The sequence below is a fragment of the Lentibacter sp. genome (genome assembly GCF_965658795.1).
Classification (GTDB): Bacteria; Pseudomonadota; Alphaproteobacteria; order Rhodobacterales; family Rhodobacteraceae; genus Lentibacter.
The window spans coordinates 50450-69341 of the sequence record NZ_CBFHTG010000009.1 but is presented as its reverse complement, the minus strand read 5'-3'; the positions used below and the strand labels follow the sequence as shown (position 1 = coordinate 69341).

At 58.4% G+C, this 18892-nt stretch carries 23 protein-coding genes and 1 tRNA gene; 15 read left to right on the top strand and 9 right to left on the bottom strand.

The genetic code is table 11. The features are described from left to right. The first annotated feature begins 292 nt into the window (after nt 1–292). The 5 genes from rpsF (at nt 293) to ACTG3X_RS08415 (ending at nt 3312) form a co-directional block, all read left to right on the top strand. A complete protein-coding gene (rpsF, locus tag ACTG3X_RS08435) occupies nt 293–643 on the top strand; it encodes a 30S ribosomal protein S6 (RefSeq protein WP_439110811.1) in 351 nt (116 codons plus the stop codon). A 16-nt stretch (nt 644–659) separates the two neighbouring features. Next, on the top strand, nt 660–887 hold the full coding sequence (rpsR, locus tag ACTG3X_RS08430) for a 30S ribosomal protein S18 (RefSeq protein WP_008328567.1): 228 nt from the start codon (nt 660–662) through the stop codon (nt 885–887). Between the two features lie 11 nt (nt 888–898). Next, the gene (gene rplI, locus ACTG3X_RS08425) at nt 899–1522 is read left to right on the top strand and encodes a 50S ribosomal protein L9 (RefSeq protein WP_439110810.1); all 624 of its coding nucleotides are present in this window, start codon (nt 899–901) and stop codon (nt 1520–1522) included. Between the two features lie 119 nt (nt 1523–1641). Next, nucleotides 1642–2727, top strand: coding sequence for a PLP-dependent transferase (locus ACTG3X_RS08420; RefSeq protein WP_439110809.1), 1086 nt, complete (start codon nt 1642–1644; stop codon nt 2725–2727). A gap of 96 nt (nt 2728–2823) precedes the next feature. Then, nucleotides 2824–3312 carry a lytic transglycosylase domain-containing protein gene (locus tag ACTG3X_RS08415; protein ID WP_439110808.1) on the top strand — a complete coding sequence of 163 codons (489 nt, stop codon included), beginning with the start codon at nt 2824–2826 and terminating at the stop codon, nt 3310–3312. Nucleotides 3313–3366: 54 nt separating this feature from the next. On the opposite strand, the gene tig is transcribed toward ACTG3X_RS08415, so the two are convergent. From tig to ACTG3X_RS08400, 3 genes are all read right to left on the bottom strand, one after another. Beyond that, nucleotides 3367–4701 (bottom strand): trigger factor, encoded by a 1335-nt coding sequence (tig, locus tag ACTG3X_RS08410; protein ID WP_439110807.1) that lies wholly within the window; start codon nt 4699–4701, stop codon nt 3367–3369. Between the two features lie 174 nt (nt 4702–4875). Beyond that, a tRNA-Val gene (locus tag ACTG3X_RS08405) sits at nt 4876–4951 on the bottom strand. Between the two features lie 221 nt (nt 4952–5172). Further along, a complete protein-coding gene (locus tag ACTG3X_RS08400; RefSeq protein ID WP_439110806.1) occupies nt 5173–5703 on the bottom strand; it encodes an HU family DNA-binding protein in 531 nt (176 codons plus the stop codon). Between the two features lie 170 nt (nt 5704–5873). Between ACTG3X_RS08400 and ACTG3X_RS08395 the strand changes: the two genes are divergently transcribed. Then, on the top strand, nt 5874–6056 hold the full coding sequence (locus tag ACTG3X_RS08395) for a hypothetical protein (RefSeq protein WP_439110805.1): 183 nt from the start codon (nt 5874–5876) through the stop codon (nt 6054–6056). Nucleotides 6057–6136: 80 nt separating this feature from the next. On the opposite strand, the gene lon is transcribed toward ACTG3X_RS08395, so the two are convergent. Next, a complete protein-coding gene (gene lon, locus ACTG3X_RS08390) occupies nt 6137–8542 on the bottom strand; it encodes an endopeptidase La (RefSeq protein WP_439110804.1) in 2406 nt (801 codons plus the stop codon). A 360-nt stretch (nt 8543–8902) separates the two neighbouring features. On the opposite strand from lon, the gene ACTG3X_RS08385 reads away from it, so the two are divergent. The 3 genes from ACTG3X_RS08385 to ACTG3X_RS08375 are packed head-to-tail and all read left to right on the top strand — an operon-like array spanning nt 8903 to nt 9970. Beyond that, nucleotides 8903–9265 carry an SUF system Fe-S cluster assembly protein gene (locus ACTG3X_RS08385; RefSeq protein ID WP_439110803.1) on the top strand — a complete coding sequence of 121 codons (363 nt, stop codon included), beginning with the start codon at nt 8903–8905 and terminating at the stop codon, nt 9263–9265. Nucleotides 9266–9294: 29 nt separating this feature from the next. Then, the gene (locus ACTG3X_RS08380; RefSeq protein WP_439110802.1) at nt 9295–9675 is read left to right on the top strand and encodes a HesB/IscA family protein; all 381 of its coding nucleotides are present in this window, start codon (nt 9295–9297) and stop codon (nt 9673–9675) included. A 4-nt stretch (nt 9676–9679) separates the two neighbouring features. Then, nucleotides 9680–9970 carry a hypothetical protein gene (locus ACTG3X_RS08375; protein ID WP_439110801.1) on the top strand — a complete coding sequence of 97 codons (291 nt, stop codon included), beginning with the start codon at nt 9680–9682 and terminating at the stop codon, nt 9968–9970. On the opposite strand, the gene ACTG3X_RS08370 is transcribed toward ACTG3X_RS08375, so the two are convergent. Further along, nucleotides 9967–10878, bottom strand: a complete 912-nt coding sequence (locus tag ACTG3X_RS08370; protein ID WP_439110800.1) for an isopenicillin N synthase family dioxygenase — start codon at nt 10876–10878, stop codon at nt 9967–9969. The two genes, ACTG3X_RS08375 and ACTG3X_RS08370, sit on opposite strands and share 4 nt — an antisense overlap. 127 nt (nt 10879–11005) lie before the next feature. Here ACTG3X_RS08370 and tpiA point away from each other — a divergent pair, with 127 nt between their 5' ends. Continuing rightward, entirely contained in the window at nt 11006–11746 is a 741-nt protein-coding gene (tpiA, locus tag ACTG3X_RS08365) for a triose-phosphate isomerase (protein WP_439110799.1), read from the top strand. Here tpiA and ACTG3X_RS08360 read toward each other — a convergent pair. Next, nucleotides 11743–12204: an Lrp/AsnC family transcriptional regulator gene (locus ACTG3X_RS08360; RefSeq protein WP_439110798.1), complete on the bottom strand. Its 462-nt coding sequence runs from the start codon at nt 12202–12204 to the stop codon at nt 11743–11745. The two genes, tpiA and ACTG3X_RS08360, sit on opposite strands and share 4 nt — an antisense overlap. Nucleotides 12205–12415: 211 nt before the next feature. Between ACTG3X_RS08360 and ACTG3X_RS08355 the strand changes: the two genes are divergently transcribed. Beyond that, a complete protein-coding gene (locus ACTG3X_RS08355) occupies nt 12416–13246 on the top strand; it encodes a ferredoxin--NADP reductase (protein ID WP_439110797.1) in 831 nt (276 codons plus the stop codon). Between the two features lie 100 nt (nt 13247–13346). Here the strand turns inward: ACTG3X_RS08355 and ACTG3X_RS08350 are convergent, their stop codons facing one another. Next, nucleotides 13347–14168, bottom strand: a complete 822-nt coding sequence (locus ACTG3X_RS08350; RefSeq protein WP_439110796.1) for a translation initiation factor 3 — start codon at nt 14166–14168, stop codon at nt 13347–13349. Nucleotides 14169–14298: 130 nt separating this feature from the next. Here ACTG3X_RS08350 and infC point away from each other — a divergent pair, with 130 nt between their 5' ends. Continuing rightward, nucleotides 14299–14919 (top strand): translation initiation factor IF-3, encoded by a 621-nt coding sequence (gene infC / locus ACTG3X_RS08345; RefSeq protein ID WP_439110861.1) that lies wholly within the window; start codon nt 14299–14301, stop codon nt 14917–14919. 73 nt (nt 14920–14992) lie between these two features. After that, nucleotides 14993–15586, top strand: coding sequence for an SAM-dependent methyltransferase (locus tag ACTG3X_RS08340; protein ID WP_439110795.1), 594 nt, complete (start codon nt 14993–14995; stop codon nt 15584–15586). Between the two features lie 198 nt (nt 15587–15784). Here the strand turns inward: ACTG3X_RS08340 and ACTG3X_RS08335 are convergent, their stop codons facing one another. Together ACTG3X_RS08335 and ACTG3X_RS08330 are read right to left on the bottom strand one after the other, a co-directional pair. Continuing rightward, nucleotides 15785–16369 (bottom strand): YeeE/YedE thiosulfate transporter family protein, encoded by a 585-nt coding sequence (locus ACTG3X_RS08335; protein ID WP_439110794.1) that lies wholly within the window; start codon nt 16367–16369, stop codon nt 15785–15787. 1 nt (nt 16370) lies between these two features. Next, the gene (locus ACTG3X_RS08330) at nt 16371–16922 is read right to left on the bottom strand and encodes a YeeE/YedE thiosulfate transporter family protein (RefSeq protein WP_439110793.1); all 552 of its coding nucleotides are present in this window, start codon (nt 16920–16922) and stop codon (nt 16371–16373) included. 284 nt (nt 16923–17206) lie between these two features. Here ACTG3X_RS08330 and ACTG3X_RS08325 point away from each other — a divergent pair, with 284 nt between their 5' ends. Both ACTG3X_RS08325 and ACTG3X_RS08320 read left to right on the top strand, forming a co-directional pair. Beyond that, the gene (locus ACTG3X_RS08325; RefSeq protein WP_439110792.1) at nt 17207–18241 is read left to right on the top strand and encodes a glycosyltransferase family 2 protein; all 1035 of its coding nucleotides are present in this window, start codon (nt 17207–17209) and stop codon (nt 18239–18241) included. Further along, nucleotides 18238–18885, top strand: a complete 648-nt coding sequence (locus ACTG3X_RS08320; protein ID WP_439110791.1) for a hypothetical protein — start codon at nt 18238–18240, stop codon at nt 18883–18885. Before ACTG3X_RS08325 ends, ACTG3X_RS08320 begins: the two co-directional genes overlap by 4 nt. Nucleotides 18886–18892 lie beyond the last annotated feature (7 nt).

The window sequence follows — 18892 nt, the reverse complement described above, 5'->3', positions numbered from 1 at the left end:
GCGTCTGACATCTGATTTGAGACAACACTGCCCAAAGGATCGGGCGAAACATGGGGCCAAAGGAGGTAAGATTGGGGCAATTTTCTGTAAATTGGGCAGAAATAGGATCCCGCCAGCCACTGGAGCGCGCATTTGCAGCTGTTTCCAAGGGATTGAGGCTTGCGAGCAAAGCCAAATCGGGTTAAGCGCACGGGTCTTCTGTATAAAAGTAAACCGCGCAGCTCTCGTGGATGGGTCGCAGAAGGCTTTCATGACCCTCCTATGAAATGCGCACAAAACGAAGGAATAGCACATGCCGCTCTATGAGCATGTTTTCATCATGCGTCAGGACTTGTCCAACACGCAAGCCGAAGGCCTCGTCGAACATTTCAGCACCGTCCTCGCGGACAACGGAGGCTCAGTCTCCGAGAGCGAGTACTGGGGCGTCAAAACGATGGCCTACAAGATCAACAAAAACCGCAAGGGCCACTACGCCTACCTGCGCACCGACGCCCCTGCGTCGGCCGTTCAGGAGATGGAACGCCTTATGCGCTTGCATGACGACGTGATGCGCATCTTGACCATCAAGGTTGATGCTCACGAAGAAGGCCCCTCGGCCCAAATGCAAAAACGTGAAGAGCGCCGCGAGCGCCGTCCCTCTTAAGAAAGGAGTCTAACCCATGGCTGCAAAACCATTTTTCCGCCGTCGCAAAGTCTGCCCTTTCTCTGGGGACAACGCGCCGAAGATCGACTATAAAGACACGAAGCTGCTCCAGCGCTACATTTCAGAGCGCGGCAAAATCGTTCCATCACGTATCACTGCCGTATCGGCCAAGAAGCAACGCGAGCTGGCCCGTGCCATCAAACGCGCCCGCTTCCTCGCCCTGCTGCCTTACGCCGTGAAATAAGGAGAGAGATCATGCAAGTTATCCTTCTCGAACGCGTGGCCAAACTTGGCCAGATGGGCGATGTCGTCGATGTTAAGCCAGGTTATGCACGCAACTTCCTTCTGCCACAGAAGAAAGCTCTGACAGCATCACAAGCCAACATCGCAGGTTTTGAAGCGCAGAAAGCCCAGCTTGAAGCGCAGAACCTCGAAACCAAAAAAGAAGCCGAAGACATGGCGGGCCGTCTTGATGGACAGCAGTTCGTTGTGATTCGTCAGGCCTCTGACGGTGGTTCGCTCTACGGCTCAGTCACACCTCGTGACGCCGCCGAAGCTGCAACAGCCGCTGGTTTCACGATTGACCGCAAGCAGGTTTCTGTTGAAGCGCCGATCAAGTACCTCGGTGTGCACAACATGTTTGTGCGTCTGCACCCAGAGGTCAGCGCGACAATCGAAATCAACGTGGCCCGCTCTGCTGAAGAAGCCGAGCTGCAAGCCTCGGGCAAGTCGATCCAAGAACTCGCAGCCGAAGCAGAAGCTGAAGCCGAATTCGAAATCGCCGAGCTGTTTGACGATATCGGCGCTGCCGCAAATGACGACGACGACATGGGCGATGCCCCTGCCGCCGCATCAGAAGAGACAAGCGAAGAAAGCTAAGCGCTTCTTTTTGCTGACATTGAAAGCCGCGCCCCGTCAGGAGCGCGGCTTTTTTCTTGGCCTTGTCCATGCCTGTGAAGCGCCTATAGTCGGCGCAAACTCACAGATAAGGCCCCGCCATGTCCCTCCCAGATCTTATGCAATCGCGCCTCTTGGCCATGTTACACACCCGCACAGATGCGCTTGAAGCTGGCGACCCCGTACCAGAGCCGCTTGTGCTGTCATCGGCGTTTTCGCTGCCAAGCAACCCTGATGCATGCCGCACATATGCCCGCTTTACCAACCCCACCATTGAGGCCACTGAGGCGCGCCTTGCCGCACTGGAAGCCGCACCTTGCCTGCTGTTCCCTTCGGGGATGGGGGCCTATTCCGCCGCCTTCATGGCGCTCTTGAAAGCGGGTGACACTGTTCTCATGCTCTCTGACGGCTATTACGCAGCGCGCAACCTTGTCTCTGACATCATGGCCCCTTTCGGGCTCAAGCTTGTCACCTGCCCCGCAGCCGATATTCTGGCGGCAGACCTTGACGGCATCGCAGCTGTGGTGGTGGAAACTCCCTCAAACCCGGGCCTTGATGTGATCGACCTTGCCGCGCTGTCGGCCCGCTGCAAAGCCGCTGGCGCAAAACTGGTGGTCGATAACACCGTTTGCACGCCGCTCTTGCAGCAACCGCTCGATCTTGGTGTCGATATTGTCATCGTCTCCGACACCAAAGCCATGGCAGGGCACACCGATTTGCTCATGGGCCATGTTGCCAGCCGCGATGAAGCCTATATGGCGCGGCTCTTGAGCGTTCGGAACCTCACGGGCAACATCCCTGCGCCGCATGAGGCCTGGCTTTTGCTGCGCGGTCTGGAAACGGTCGAAATCCGCATGGCGCGCATGTGTGAAAACGCCCGCGCCGTGCTGCCGCTTCTGCAAGACAGTGGTGCCGTTGAGAGTGTGATCTACCCGGCTCCGCATCCGCAGGCACTCGATCAGGGCTTTCTGATCGGGGCCAAATTTGCCAGCGCGGCGGCAGCCGACAGCTTTCTGAAGCACGCAGGCTTTGCCCAGATGACAAGCTTTGGCGGGCTGCACTCCTCAGGCGACAGACGCGCCCGCTGGGGCGATGATGTGTCAGAGGGCTTTTTGCGCCTGAGCTTTGGCATTGAGCCAACTGCCGCGCTTGTGGCCTCGGTCAAAGCAGCGCTCGCCACGCTATAGGCATCGGCAGCTTCGCGCGCATCTCTGCGGTGCGGCTGGCAGAGATCGGGAAACTGGGGTTAGATCCCCCCAGTTTCACAAGTATCGAGGCCACATATGCCCCTGTCCCGCCGCACCGCCTTGCAGCTTCTCACCGCTAGCGCCCTGCTCTCTGCCTGCGGCAGCCCGCCCGAGGCAACAGAGGCTTCGCGCTCCGCGGCAGATGAGCCGCCGCTCTACCCCAACGAAACACCAGAGTTGCGCGCGCTGATCAACACATACGCCGATCACTACGAGATGCCGCGCGCCTTGCTGCACAAGCTCGCGATCCGCGAAAGCACCCACAATCCGCGCGCGCGCAATGGCCGCTACTATGGGCTGTTGCAAATCCTGCCCCAAACCGCGCGCACGATGGGCCACACAGGCCCGCCCGAAAGCCTGCTCGATGCAGAAACCAATCTGAAATATGCAGGAAAATATCTGCGCGGCGCTTGGCTCTTGTCTGATGGAGATATCGACACGGCCATCAGCTGGTATGCGCGCGGCTATTATTACGAGGCCAAGCGGCGGGGTATGCTGGTCGAAACCGGCTTGCGCGCAGGCTGAAACGCAAAAGGCCGCCCCGAATGGAGCGGCCTTTCGTTTGGTTAAAGGGTCAGCTTACTCGTCGTCGAGCGCATCAACCGCTTTTTGCAGATCGTCTTTGTTGACTTCTTTGTCGCTCACAGTGGCAAGCTCAAACGCGTAGTCGATGACTTTGTCTTCAAACAAAGGCGCACGCAGCTGCTGCTGCATTTGCTGGTTTTGCTGAACAAACTCAAAGAACTGACGCTCCTGGCCTGGGTACTGGCGCGCTTGGTTCATGATCGCTTGGGTCATCTCGGCGTCGGACACCTGAACTTCGGCTTTCTGGCCGAGCTCGGCAAGAAGAAGGCCAAGGCGCACACGGCGGCCGGCAAGCTTGATGTGCTCGTCTGTCGGCGTGATTTCGGGGTGATCATGGCCCTGAACGTCAGGGTTTTCGTCGTGCCACAGCTGATGGGCGATCTGGCCTGCTTCTGAGTCCAGAAGTGACGGTGGCAGATCAAAGCTGACAAGCTTGTCCAGCTCGTCAAGCAAGCTGCGCTTCATAACCGCACGGGCCGCGCCCGCATATTCGGCTTCAAGACGCTCGGCAATCTGGCCTTTGAGGGCGGCAAGATCTTCTGCGCCGAATTTGGTGGCCAGCTCGTCGTTCAGCTCGGCTGCTTTGGGCTCTTTTACGTCTTTGATAACGCATTCGAACACAGCGGCTTTGCCTGCGAGGTTTTCGGCTTGGTACTCTTCGGGGAAGCTCACTTCCACGTTTTTCTCATCGCCTGCTTTTACGCCAACAAGCTGCTCTTCAAAGCCCGGAATAAAGCTGTTTGAGCCCAGAACGAGCGGGTAATCTTCGGCGGCACCGCCGTCAAAGGCCACGCCGTCAACTTTGCCAAGGAAGTCGATAACCACTTGGTCGCCGTCTTTTGACTTTGAGCCTTTTTTGCGTGATTCAAAGTTCTGCGCTGTTTCGGCAAGCGACTTCAGCGCTTCTTCAACTTCGTCATCACCCGCTTTGACGACCATGCGCTCAAGCTTGATGCCTTTGAGGTCCACATCGGGGATCTCTGGCAGCGCTTCATATTCCATAGAAACGACAACATCGTCGCCCTCTTTCCACTTGTCGCCATCGACCATTTCGACCTTTGGCTGCATCGCAGGGCGGTCGCCTGAGGCTTCAAAATGCTCTTGCATCGCGCCATCAATGCTCTCTTGCATCGCTTCACCCATGACCTTGTCGCCAAACTGCTTTTTGAGCAGTGCCATAGGGACTTTGCCTTTGCGGAAGCCTTTCATTTCGATGTCGGGCTGCGCTTCTTTGAGCTTTTCATCCACTTTCGTGTTCAGCTCGGCGGCTGTCAGCATAATGGTATAGGCGCGCTTGAGGCCTTCGTTCAGGGTCTCGGTGACCTGCATTTTGTCATCCTTTGCATATAGGCATTGCGTCACGGGCCAGCGCTTGCGCACCAGCTAAATCTGCGCCCTTCTAGGAGGCTGGGGAGTGTGATGCAAGGGGGATTGGCGCAGATTTACGCAGCCAACCACAGCAAACTGCAGATTGTTGGTAAACTGTGCTGATCTGGGGGAGAATGGTGGGTCGTGAGAGGCTCGAACTCCCGACATCTTCGGTGTAAACGAAGCGCTCTACCAACTGAGCTAACGACCCGTGCGGCGGTATTTAGCGACAGCAGCGCAGGCTTGCAAGCGTGTTTTGTGACAAATATCGAGAAACACGTGATTTTCTTTGATGAAATGCAATAAGTATTTGTTTTTAAATGCTTTTAACGCAGACCAAACGCCTCCCCCAAGTCTCAGATGCAGCCTTGGAAACGCAAAGGCGCGCCCCTTTCGGTGGCGCGCCTTCTATCATGTCATGTGAGCATGTTGTCACTCGGCGGCTTGGGCTTTGTCCTCAAGCTCTTTGATTACCATGTCTGACTGGCGCAGACGCAGCTGAATCACACGGCCATTGGCCACAAGCTTCGTGCGCGCCACTTTGATCTTGCCCAAGGGTTTCAGGTTCAGCTCGCGCGCCTCCCCCAAAGCTTCGCCCAGCACTTCGAGCATGGCTTCCACGATCGGCTTTACATCTTTGCGCTTGGCGCCCGAGCGCTTGGCAACTTCGTCAAGGAGTTGCTCCTTGCGCATCTCAGGGCTTGCCAGCGTCGGCTCAGGCGCTTGCACCACGACAGGTGTCACTTTCGGGGCGGCGGCGCTGGCCTCTGGCGCGGCTGTGGGTGCAGGTGGCTTGGGCTTGGACACAGGCTTTGGCTTTGCCACAGCTTTGGGCGCAGTGGCCTTGCTGGCTGGTGCTTTTGCGGCAGGCTTTGGAGCAACCTTGGCCGCTGGCGTCTTCGCCTTGGTGGCTTTTGGAGCCTTAGGAGCCGTTTTCTTTGTTTTTGGTGCTGTCGTGGACATGATTACTCGCCTCTATCTTTCGATACTTTTTCATTAACCTTTAACAACTGGCCGCCAAGCTGCATAGTGTTTTCCCTTAAAAACAGGCAAAATTCGCTATATCGGCTTTATCCCGGCCCGATCTGGCGCTATCTTTAGCCCTTTAACACTTTGTCTTGGGGGACATTACCATGAAAACCTTCGTAAAAGCTTTCGCCCTATCCTGTGCGCTCACAGCCAGCGCCGCTCAAGCGGGCTCGCTCTCTGACCCTGTTATCGAGCAGGATATCATTATCGCAGAGGCCACATCCTCGTCGTCAGGCACAGCGCTTGTGGCGCTTCTGGCGGTTGTTCTGGCGATCCCTCAGCTTTAAGGCGCGGCCTAGCCGCCCAAACGAAAGCGCCGCCTCACTGACTGAGGCGGCGCTTTTTGTTTGCTTCGCTTTAGGCTGGCTTAATGCGCTGTGGCACCAGCAGGTGCTTGCCCCGCCAAGCGCGCCGCCGCGGCGGCCTCTTCGGCCTCCTCGTCCCATTCGATGGGTTCGGGCGTGCTCACCAGCGCATATTTCAGCACTTCGCTGACATGCTTCACAGGAATAAGCTCAAGGCCCTCTTTCACATTGTCCGGAATATCGGCGAGGTCTTTCTCGTTTTCTTCCGGAATGAGAACGGTCTTGATCCCGCCGCGCAAAGCGGCGAGCAGCTTCTCCTTAAGCCCCCCGATCGGCATGGCATTGCCGCGCAGGCTGACTTCCCCTGTCATGGCGATGTCTTTGCGCACAGGTATGCCTGTCAACACCGAGACAATCGACGTAACCATGGCAAGACCCGCGCTTGGCCCGTCTTTGGGCGTAGCCCCGTCAGGCACGTGGACGTGAATGTCGATCTTGTCAAACTTCGTCGGCTTCACCCCGATGCTCGGAGAGATCGAGCGCACATAGGAGCTTGCCGCGTCGATGCTCTCTTTCATCACATCGCCGAGCTTGCCGGTTGTCTTCATACGGCCCTTGCCTGGCAGCTTGAGCGCCTCGATATGGAGCAGATCGCCGCCCACAGAGGTGTAGGCAAGCCCCGTGACAACACCAACAGCGTTCTCGTCTTCGGCCAGCCCGTGGCGGTATTTGCGTACGCCAAGGAAATCATCAAGATTATCAGCCGTCACCTTCACGGTTTCGGCCTCTTTCTTCACGATCTGTGTCACCGCTTTGCGCGCCACCTTGGCGATCTCGCGCTCAAGGTTCCGCACGCCCGCTTCGCGGGTGTAATAGCGGATCATATCGGTCAGCGCCTCATCGGTCAGAGCAAATTCCTTGGCCTTCAGGCCGTGGTTCTTGATCTGCTTTTGCGTCAGGTGCTGCTTGGCGATCTCGCGCTTCTCGTCCTCTGTGTAGCCAGACAGCGGGATGATCTCCATCCGGTCAAGGAGCGGCCCGGGCATGTTGTAGCTGTTTGACGTGGTCAGGAACATGACATTGCTCAGATCATATTCCACCTCAAGATAGTGGTCTACAAATGTGCCGTTTTGTTCAGGGTCCAGCACCTCAAGCATCGCCGAAGCAGGGTCACCACGGAAATCCTGCCCCATCTTGTCGATCTCGTCGAGCAAGATAAGCGGATTGGTGGTTTTTGCCTTTTTCAGCGCCTGAATGATCTTGCCGGGCATCGAGCCGATGTATGTGCGGCGGTGACCACGGATCTCGCTCTCATCGCGCACGCCGCCAAGGGAGATGCGAATAAACTCGCGCCCCGTGGCTTTGGCCACAGACTTACCAAGCGAGGTCTTGCCCACGCCGGGAGGGCCGACAAGGCACATGATCGGGCCTTTCAGCTTCTGGCTGCGCTGCTGCACGGCCAGATACTCGACAATGCGCTCTTTGACCTTTTCAAGCCCGTAGTGATCGGCATCCAGAATCGCCTCGGCGCGGCCAAGGTCTTTCTTCACGCGGGACTTTACACCCCACGGGATGGAGAGCATCCAGTCGAGATAGTTGCGCACAACGGTCGCCTCGGCCGACATGGGCGACATGTTCTTGAGCTTTTTCAGCTCTGCATCGGCCTTTTCGCGGGCTTCCTTGGAGAGCTTGGTTTGCGAGATGCGCGCTTCAAGCTCGGCCAGTTCGCCCTCGCCCTCTTCGCCATCGCCCAGCTCTTTCTGGATCGCCTTCATTTGCTCGTTGAGATAATATTCGCGCTGCGTGCGCTCCATCTGGCTCTTCACGCGGGTTTTGATCTTCTTCTCAACCTGCAGAACACTCATTTCGCCCTGCATCAGGCCATAGACCTTCTCAAGCCGCTCGCTCACATCCAGTGTTTCCAAAAGCTCCTGCTTCTGCTCCACTTCAATGCCGAGGTGTCCAGCGACAAGGTCGGCGAGCTTTTCAGGCTCTTGCGCCTCGCCCACGGCTGAAAGCGCCTCTTCAGGGATATTCTTGCGCACTTTTGCATAGCGCTCAAACTCGTCGCCAACCGTGCGCAAAAGCGCTTCAACAGTGGCATCATCGCCCATGGTCTCATCCAGCGGCTCTGCCGTCGCTTCAAAGAACTCGGGGTTGTCGAGGTAACCGGTGACGCTGACACGCGTGATGCCTTCCACCAACACCTTCACGGTGCCGTCGGGCAGTTTGAGAAGCTGCAGCACATTGGCCAAAACGCCAACTTGATAGATGCCGCTTGTGTCCGGGTCGTCATCGCCCGGATCGACCTGTGCGGCGAGCAGAATCTGCTTCCCGTCGTTCATGACCTCTTCCAGCGCGCGCACCGACTTTTCACGGCCCACAAACAACGGCACGATCATATGGGGAAAAACCACAATGTCGCGCAGCGGCAGTACTGGGAAGGAGGTGTTCATTTGTTCTGTCATGCTCTTGTCCTGTTCAGTGGCAAAGCCCCGCACCCCTCACCTGAGGCAGCTTCGGCGCTTTCCGCGTTTTCGAAGTGTTAACTTGGGTGTTGCCCGCACCGTTTTCAACACGAAGTTTGCGCCAAGATGCCTTTCGGCGCGACAATCGGCAAGGCTCAAATGTGCAAGTTTTGCGACAGATTGGGCGCAAACAGCGCTGAACAGGGCCAAAAACCTGTGAACTGGCCACAATTCGCAGACGCTACGGCCCCCGCACAGCCCCAGCCTGCCCCGTGCCAAACCAAAAAAGCAGGCCCACGCGGGTTTACGCGGCGCGGGCCTTTCCCTATATAAACAGTCAGGAACCAGAGGACGCGCGCCATGACTGAAATGATTGATCCGATTGAAGGCACACCGCTGATCGCCCCGTCAGACACGGGACATCCGCTCTATGAAAACATCGTAGAGGCGTGCCGCTCGGTCTATGACCCTGAAATTCCAGTGAATATCTATGACCTTGGGCTGATCTACACCATCGAGATCAACGCCGAGAGCGAAGTGCGCGTGCTGATGACGCTCACAGCGCCCGGCTGCCCTGTTGCGGGCGAAATGCCGGGCTGGGTTGCCGAAGCCATCGAGCCGCTCGCAGGCGTCAAGCAAGTTGACGTCGAGCTGATCTGGTCGCCCCCGTGGGGCATGGACATGATGTCTGACGAAGCGCGCCTAGAACTAGGCTTTATGTAACCAAGTCAAACTCTTAGAAGGGAAACCAAATGTTCGGCATCCCAGGCAAACAAGCTGTTACCATGACAGAGTCCGCCGCCAAGCAAATCCGCAAGCTCATGGAGGCCAAGGGCCACACCGGGCTGCGCATTGGCGTGAAAAAAGGCGGCTGCGCAGGTATGGAATATACGATGGACTACGTCGACGAGCTCAATGAGCACGACGAAGTGGTTGAAGAAAACGGTGCCCGCATCCTCATCGCGCCGATGGCGCAGATGTTCCTGTTCGGCACCGAAATCGACTATGAAGTCTCGCTCTTGGAAGCGGGCTTCAAGTTCAAAAACCCCAATGTCGAAGACGCCTGCGGCTGTGGCGAATCGATCAAGTTCAAAGACGTTGAGAGCCTCGCCGCCGACCTCGGCAAAGCCTGAGATCATGGCCGCCCTGCTCTGCCTGCTGACACTCTGTGTGATGCTTGGCGTGGCATGGCGCGCCAATGGCCAGTTTCAAAACCATAGCAGCTTGCCCATGCAATTTGGCCCCACAGGGCAAGCGGGCTGGCATGCCCCGCGCAGGGTGGCGCTGGCTTTTATGCCCGCGCTTGCCGCAGGCACCCTGCTTTTGATGGTGCTCTTCGTCCCTGTTCTCTCAAGCATCGCCACAGCTTGCGCCTGCCTCTTGGGTGGCCAGCTTCTCTATCACTGGCTTCTGGCGCGCAGCCTTTAGGCTTTGGCCTTCAGGTGCAGGTAGGTCTCGTCATACCGCTTGGTGAGATAGTCCCCCGCCGAGATCGGCGCAGCGCCCTCTGCGCTGACATCGGTGTCGTAATTCGGATTGAAAAACATCGGCACCGAAATACGCGCCTCGCCCGTGCCCACCACACGGTGCAACGTGGCTTTCACACGCCCGCCCGACCACATCTCCAGCATCTCGCCGAAGTTGATGACAAACTCCCCTGGCGTCACCTCGACCGCGTGCCAAGCGCCATCCGCCCCCAGAACCTCAAGGCCCGCCGTCCCGTCGCCCGTCAGCAGCGTCAGACAGCCATAATCTGTATGGGCGGCGATGCCGAAGTCTTTGTCGCCAGCCCAATCGGGCCGCGCGGGGTAATAATTGCTGCGCAACAGCGCCATTGGCCGGCTGAAGCGCGCTTCAAAATAGGTCGCATCCCGCCCTGAAGCCTCGGCAATATGGCCCAAAAGCGCACGGCACAGCGCTATCGCCTGCCCGTAATAGCCCTGCACTGTCTTGGCAAAGCCCGCGGGTGCATCGGGCCACTGGTTGGCCCCGTAGACAAGCAAGCCACTGGCGCGCAGCGGATCCTCGGCATCCAGCTCATAGCCGCAGTCAAAAACTTCTTTATAATCAGGGTTGGCCATCGGATCGACCTGCTCGGAGCCACTCGCCCCCCAGCCACGGTTGGAGCCCGTGCGCGCCATATCCACCTTGGCTTTCTCGGCCACAGGCAGCTTGAAAAACGCCTCGTAAGCCGCAATCAGCGCCAGCGTATCTGCTTTGGAGATGGGCGTGTTGGCGATCTGTAGAAAGCCCGTTTCCAGCACCCCGCGCGCGAGCTTGGCGCGCGCTTGCGCATCCCCTGCCTCAAGCGCTGCAAAATCAATCTTATCAATCATATCCAAATCCTCATACCGCCTGAAACCGTTCTAAACTGTCTGTCCATGAGTGCAATGCCGCCAGAAGCATATTGGCCCCGCGCACCCAAGCTGCTAGGTCTGCCTGAACACGATTGAGGAGCAGATCATGCGGCGCAAACTGGCAGCAGGCAACTGGAAGATGAACGGAACGCAAGCCAGCCTTGCAGAGCTGGGCAAACTTGCCACAGCCCACGCCGCCCCGGCGGTTGATATCCTCATCTGCCCGCCTGCTACGCTGATCACAGCCGCCTGCGCCCACGCGCCCATCGCCATTGGCGCACAAGATTGCCACATGGCCAGCGCCGGCGCCCATACAGGTGATATTGCGGCAGCCCAGCTCAAAGATGCAGGCGCAACAGCCGTGATTCTGGGCCATTCAGAGCGCCGCGACGCCCATGAAGAACACTCGGACCTTGTCCGCGCCAAAGCCCGCGCCGCCCAGGCCGAAGGGCTGATGGCGATTGTCTGCATGGGCGAGAGCCTTGCCCAGCGTGAGGCCCAGAACACGCTTGATATCATCGGTGGCCAGCTCGCAGGCTCTATCCCTGACAGCTCCACAGGCGAAAACCTCGTTGTCGCCTATGAGCCGATCTGGGCCATTGGCACAGGGCTTGTGCCCAGCCTTGACCAGATCAGCGAAGTCCACGGCTTTATCCGCGCACGCCTTGAACGCCGCTTTGGCGCAGGTGTGGGCCGCTCTGTGCGCCTGCTCTATGGTGGCTCGGTCAAGCCCGACAACGCAGCCGATATCTTCACCGTGCCCGATGTCGACGGCGCGCTTGTGGGCGGAGCCTCGCTGACAGCCGCCGACTTCTCGCCCATTATCAAAGCGTTGGAGGCGGTCTAGAGCGGCAGCATTGTCGTGTGTTTGATCTCTTCCATCGACAGAAGCGCTGTGACGTTGTGAATTTTCACTTCTGAAATCAGCGCCTGATAGAAGACATCATAGGCCCGCGCATTGGCCACGCGCACTTTCAGGATATAGTCGATATCGCCTGCAAGCCTGTGGGCTTCCATCACTTCAGGGCGCTCGTGCAGCGCGCGCAAAAAAGCGTTTTGCCAGTCTTTCTCGTGCTCGCTCGTGCGGATCAGCACAAAAAAACAGGCCTCAAGCCCAAGCGCCTCGGCATCCAGAAGCACCGTCTGCTGGCGAATGACGCCCCCCTCCTTCATCTTGCGAATGCGGTTCCACACAGGGGTCTTTGAGCTGCCAACCTGCCCTGCAATCTCGTCAAGCGATTGCGCTCCGTCCCGTTGCAGCTCGGCCAGAATTTTGCGGTCAAGCGCGTCAAGTTTTTGCCCCATGAGGAAACTCCCGTTAAAGCCGTGTGACATGCGCGCCTGCAAAACATATGTTCCGCCTTGCGCCCTTTAAGCGCCTCATACTGAGATAATTTCCCGCATTCAAGCAAAACAACATCGCCAGCGCTTGCCCCTGCATCTGATCCAGATCAAAGCTATTTCAAAGATACGGGTTTACCCCGTAGCCAACCCAAATAAGCAGCGAGAGCCTGATATGACCGAGGCAAAACCGATCAAAACACCCACCCTGCCCGATGCGCAGACCGTGACCGAGGTAAAGCACTATACCGACCGGCTGTTCAGCTTCCGCTGCACGCGCCCTGCCACATTGCGCTTTCGCTCGGGCGAGTTTGTCATGATCGGCCTGATGGGCGCGCCTGACCCCAAGACAGGCAAGCAAAAGCCGCTTCTGCGCGCCTATTCCATCGCCTCACCAAGCTGGGATGAAGAGCTCGAATTCTACTCCATCAAGGTGCAGGACGGCCCCCTCACCTCACGCTTGCAGCATATCAAGGTCGGAGATGAGGTCATCCTGCGGCCCAAGCCCGTGGGCACGCTCGTCCATGATGCCCTGCTGCCGGGCAAGCGGATCTGGTTTTTTGCCACGGGCACAGGCTTTGCACCCTTTGCTTCGCTGCTGCGCGAGCCACAGACCTATGCCGACTATGACGAGGTCATCATCACCCACACCTGCCGCGAAGCCGGCGAGCTGACGTATGGCGCCGAGATTATCGAGGGCCTCAAGACAAACGAGCTGCTGGGCGAGGTGATTGGCGAGGGCTTCTGGAAGAAGATCAAATATTACCCCACGACCACACGCGAAGAGAGCGCCAAGATGGGCCGCATCACCGACCTCATGCGCTCGGGTGAGGCCTTTGCCGACCTTGGCGTCGAGCCGATCTGCCCCAAGAACGACCGCGCCATGATCTGCGGAAATATGGCCTTCAACCTCGAGCTGAAAGAAATGCTGGAAGACTACGGCCTTGAAGAAGGCGCCAACAGCGAGCCCAAGACATATGTTGTTGAAAAGGCCTTTCTGGACTAGCGCAGGCCTTGCCGCCCGCGCAGATGCGCAGAGCAAACCGACCATAAAAAAAGCCCCGCTAAAACCAGCGGGGCTTTCTCTTTGTCAGAGGGGATCAGGCTTACAGGCCCATTGCCTCTTTGACTTTTGCCAAGATTTCCTTGAGCGCGTCAGGGTTGTCCTGTGCGGCTTTAAGGCCTTGCTTGAGAACGTTTTTCTGCATCGTGCCGATGGCTTCCGAGCCGTCGATCATCTCTGACACTTTGTCAAAGTTGAAGCCCTCTGGTGTGAGCAACTCGCCCATGCCGGATGTCGCCTCTTCGGCCGCGTCCGTGGCTGCTTCTGCTGTCGCGTCCGCTGCCTCTACCGCTGTGTCTGCTGTCGCATCCGCGGCTTCAGCTGCTTCGGTTGTCGCCTCAACAGCCTCTGTTGCTGTGGCGTCAACGGCGTCGGTGGTCGCGTCTACCGCGTCGGTTGCTGTCTCGGTGACCGTATCGGCAGCCTCTGAAGCCGCTTCAACCGCCGCGTCAGCTGCGCCTGTGGCGGCGTCCATCGTTGCGTCAGCTGCCTCTGTGGCCGTTTCAGTCGCTGTATCCACAGCCTCTGCTGCGGCGTCTGTTGCAGCGGTTGCTGCCTCTGCTGCGGCATCTGTCGCTGTCTCCACGGCATCGGTGGCTGCGTCAGCCGCCTCAGTTGCCGCCTCTTCCACAGCTTCAACCGCTTCACCGGCTGTTTCTGTGGCCGCATCAACCGCGCCCTCGACAGCCTCGGCAACACCTGTCGCCGCGTCAGTGGCCGCTTCGGTCACCGCGTCAACGGGTGCCGCTTCGGTGACGGTCTCTGTCACGCTCTCCACGGCCTCTGTCACGCTTTGACCTGAGTAGACATAATAGCCAACTCCCAAAACAATCGCAGCAAGCACAATCCAAAGTAAATTCTTCATAACTCTTTCCCCTTAGGTTGGGCGCTCAGGTTTGCATGAGCGCACTCAATGTGCCAAATGGCGCAGGCCACTGAAAGCTGCAAGGGGGAAAGGCGCTCAAATCAGCTCAAATCAGCCGATTGCCGCTTGAATCCGCCCAAGCTCCCCTCTACCCTGCGCAAGACTAGCAAGGTCAACAACACAAAGGATCAAAACCATAGCCCGTAGACCTCATAACGCGCCTCCACAGCGCGACACTGGCCCCCGCGTCAATGACCGTATCACCAGCAATGAAATCCGCCTGATCGGCGCTGATGGCGAAAACGTCGGTGTTGTCACACCTGCGCAGGCCATGGTCATGGCCGCCGACGCCGATCTGGACCTTGTCGAGATCTCGCCAAACGCGAACCCGCCGGTCTGCAAGATTATGGATTTCGGCAAGTTCAAATATGAACAGCAAAAGCGCGAAGCCGAGGCCCGCAAGAAACAAAAGATCATCGAGATCAAAGAGGTCAAGTTCCGCCCCAACACGGACATCAACGACTATAACGTCAAGATGCGCAATGTGACCAAGTTCTTGGAAAACGGCGACAAGGTGAAAATCACCCTGCGGTTCCGTGGCCGCGAAATGGCCCACCAGAACCTCGGCCGCGAGCTGCTGGAGCGTGTTGCCAAAGACGTGACCGAAGCTGAACTCGGCAAGATCGAGAACTTCCCTAAAATGGAAGGCCGCCAGATGGTTATGCTGATCGGCCCGACCGCGAGCAAGTAAGCCTTGCTCACACGACACACCATAGCGCCCCGCATCACCCGCGGGGCGTTTTTCGTTTAAGGAGCCCAAACGCATGTGGGAAGACCGCTTCAAAGCCGAGGGCTACCTCTTCGGCACGGCCCCCGCCCAATTCCTCAAAACCCACGAAGCCTTGCTCACCGCGGGCCAGAGCGCCCTCTCTGTTGCCGATGGCGAGGGGCGCAACGCGGTGTTTCTGGCCGAAAAGGGCCTGAGCGTCACCGCGCTGGAATACGCCCCCTCCGCCATCGCCAAGGCCGAAAAGCTCGCCAAGGCGCGCGGCGTAGAGGTGGCATTCCATGAGGCCGATGTCCTCACCACCCCTTTCACCGGAACATACGACATGGTGCTCGGCATCTTCATCCAGTTCATGGGGCCAAGCGCGCGCGCCGCCCTCTTTGACAAGATGAAACAGGCCGTCGCCCCCCAGGGCCTCATGCTCTTGCACGGCTACACGCCGGCGCAACTCGCCTATAAAACAGGCGGCCCACCCCAAGTCGCGAATATGTACACAGAAGCACTCCTCCAGGAGGCCTTTGCCGGCTGGGACATTCTCACCTGCCGCGCCTATGAGGCCGAGATCCGCGAAGGCACCGCCCACGCAGGCCGCTCGGCCCTGATCGACTTCATCGCGCGCAAGCCCGCCTGATCTTTCTTTTTGCCCTAAATATCCCGGGGGTTTGGGGGCTGGCCCCCAATCTAAAGTGTGTTTGGGGGCTGGCCCCCAATCAAAAAACCTGCGCGGCGCAAGCCGCCCCGCAGGGTCACAGCCAGCCTCTCAGCGCCCCAAAAGCAAACGGCGCCTGCCTTTCAGCACGCGCCGTTCACCCATGGGTCTCGGTCAGCCTTATTCGGCAGGCACAGCCACACCGCCGCCGCCGATCCGCTCGGGCAGGACAAAGGCGATGACAACAAACGCCAGCCCCATCAAGATCCCGATCAGATCGCCTGACATGGCGGTCAGCCCGTCATAGCTTGCGCCGGGCACTGTGCCGAGTGTGGTCTTACCACCGGCGATATCGTCCAAAAGTCCGCTGGCCTTCCATGCCGGATAGGTCACCATATAGGCCGCAGCGCCCAAAAGGCCGCCCGCAATAAAGAACCAGGCATCCTTGCGCCCGGAGGCCGCCGCACAGACGCCCGTACCCGGGCAGAAGCCCGAGGCCGCCCAGCCCGCGCCCAGCATCAGGCCACCGATAAAGACACCGGCATAAGCCGCCTTCACGCTCATGTGGCCCACATCGACAAGCCCTGCCATCTGGCCTGCAAACATCAGGATAGAGCCTGTGCCAATGGCCAGAAGAATTGTCTTCATCAGGTTGAGGTTCGTCAGCGCGAGCATACGCCCGATCCAGGTGGGGTTGGTTGCGCCGATACGGTCAAGCACCGCGCCAAAAGCGGCCCCGATCACGATTGCGAGTAAAACTTCCATCTCAGCTCTCCTTTCTGTACATCAACAAGGCCACAGGCACCGCCGTTGCAAAGGCACCCGCAGCAAAGATGTAGCCCGACACGGCGGTTTGCATCATGCCGCTCATCATATGGCCCGAGGTGCAGCCCCCCGCGAGACGTGCGCCATAGAGCACAACAAACCCGCCCAAAAACGCCAGCGCATAGCGCTTTACGGGGCTGTCCCCGTAGGTGTTACGCCAGATCGCAGGCATGCTGCGCTCGGCTGCGTCCAGACCACCGCGCAGGCGCGTCGAGGCAAAGGCCCCGGCCATCATCGCCAGAACAAAAATGAACGAGTAGTTCAGCGGATTGGCCGCCGCTTTGGCATATTTGCCGTCTGATTTCGCCAGATAGGCGTTGGTCGAGGTATAGCCCGTGTCCGTTTCGCTCACGAGCGCGCTGTTGACCGTGTCGCCAATGATTGCGTCCAAAATGACAAACTGCGTGCTCACGCCAATGGGCTTTACGAGCAGCACAGCAAGAAAAAAGACGCCCCCGAGCAGCACACCGCCCAGTTTCCAGTCCAATGTCATGGTGTTTCCTCCTGTTACATTCCAAGCTTTGAATATCACAGCTCAAAGCCGGCCGACTTGACACATATCAAGTTTGGAATGCATCCTCATATTGTTTCTCCAAGCGCCAAAATCACACAGCAATTCGGAAAATATTAAGCAAACAAGCGCAGATATTGACGCATAGGGGAGCAACTGGCATAGTTTTGGAAACAATAAGATGCCACCAAGCCAAAAGGCTGGCACAGTTAACGAGTCAGGCAGTTAATGCAGTATAGTACCGAGTCCCGCGCGGAGCGCTCCGCATGAATATCACAGCCCTCACCTGCGTGAAAAACGAAGGCCCGTTCCTCTTGGAATGGATCGCCTTTAACCGCGTCATCGGCGTGACCGATTTCATGATCTATCACAACGACTGCACCGACGGCACCGACCGCCTGCTGGAGAAGTTTCAGGAGCATGGCATCGTCGAGACCATGGTGAACCCCGCCAAGGGGCGCAACTACCAGATGGAGGCGCTCAAAAAGTCGCGCCGCCGCGCGTCGATCAAAAAGGCCGATTGGGTCTGGGTCGCCGATGTCGACGAATTTCTCAACATCCATGTCGGCGATCACACGATCCCCGCGCTGATCGAGGCCTGCGGCAACCCGCAATGTATCTCCGTCACCTTCCAGTTCTTCGCCAACTGCGGTGTCGAGACCTATGAAGACAAGCCTGTGATCGAGCAGTTCCTCTACTCTCACAACCCCGACATCTGGACACATGAAACCGCGATCGAGGTCAAATCCCTCGTGCGCTCGGATTTCCCGATGACCTATTATGGCGCGCACCGCCCGTTTCACGAGGGCGCCAACCTGCCCCGCCGCAAGCAGCCCAGCTGGACAGACGGCTCGGGCCAGCCTGCGATGATCCAGTTTATCAAACGGGTCAACAAGCGGCGCATCCGCAAGTTTCCCTCAAAAGGCGTGCGCAACTTCGCCACGCTCAATCACTACGCGCTGCGCTCGCTTGACAGCTACCTTGTCAAGAATGACCGCGGCGATGTGAACCGCGAGTTCCGCGACTTTGATGACACTTACTGGCGCGAGCGCAACGATGCGGCCTATTTTGACGACAGCATCCTGCGCTACGCCGAGCCGCTCGCCGCCGAAATGGCGCGCCTCAAGGCGCTGCCGGGCATTGCCGAGCTGCACGAAGAAAGCGTCGCGCTGCACCGCGCCAAGCTCAAAGAGCTGATGGCGCAAGACACCTACAAAGAGATGCGCAAGCAGCTTCAGACCTGTTCGCCCTATGCGCCAAACGAGGCCGCGCTGCGCGAGCTTATCGGGATGCCCGCATGAGCGACGGGTTCAAAATCATCAATCTGGGTTTGCCCAAGACAGGCACAACCACGCTCACGCGCGCGCTGCGCCGTGCCCGTATCCGCACGGTAGACTGGCGCATTCACCGCCGCCAAAGCGCTGATCCCGAGCTTGTCGGCAAGCACCTTGGCACGGTCATGTACCGCGACTACTTTGATCATGGCGACCCGCTGCGCCGCCTTGGCGGGTTTCGCGGCTTCAACGAGCTGTCTCAGGCGGGCCTGCATTATTCCATCTGGCCCCAGACCGACTGGGGCCTGATCGACGCAATCCAGCGTCACCACCCCGACACGCGGTTTCTTCTGAATATGCGCGACCCTGCCGCCACCGCCTCCTCCATCATGCGATGGGGCAACCTTGGCACCTTGCGCCTGCCCAACACCAATGTGCCGGGCCTGCCCAAGGGCTACGGCAGTGACGAGAGCCACCTCGCCCGCTGGGTTCTGGGGCATTATATGTTCTGTGAACGTGTTTTTGCGGGGGCTGACAACTTTCTGGCCTTTGACATCACCGACCCTGACGCCCCCGGCAAAATAGGCGCTTTTCTCGGCTTCGAGCTGCCGTGGTGGGGCCGCGCCAATGAAAACAAGACAGCCCCCGCGGAGCCTGCCGACCCTGTTTGAAACCACG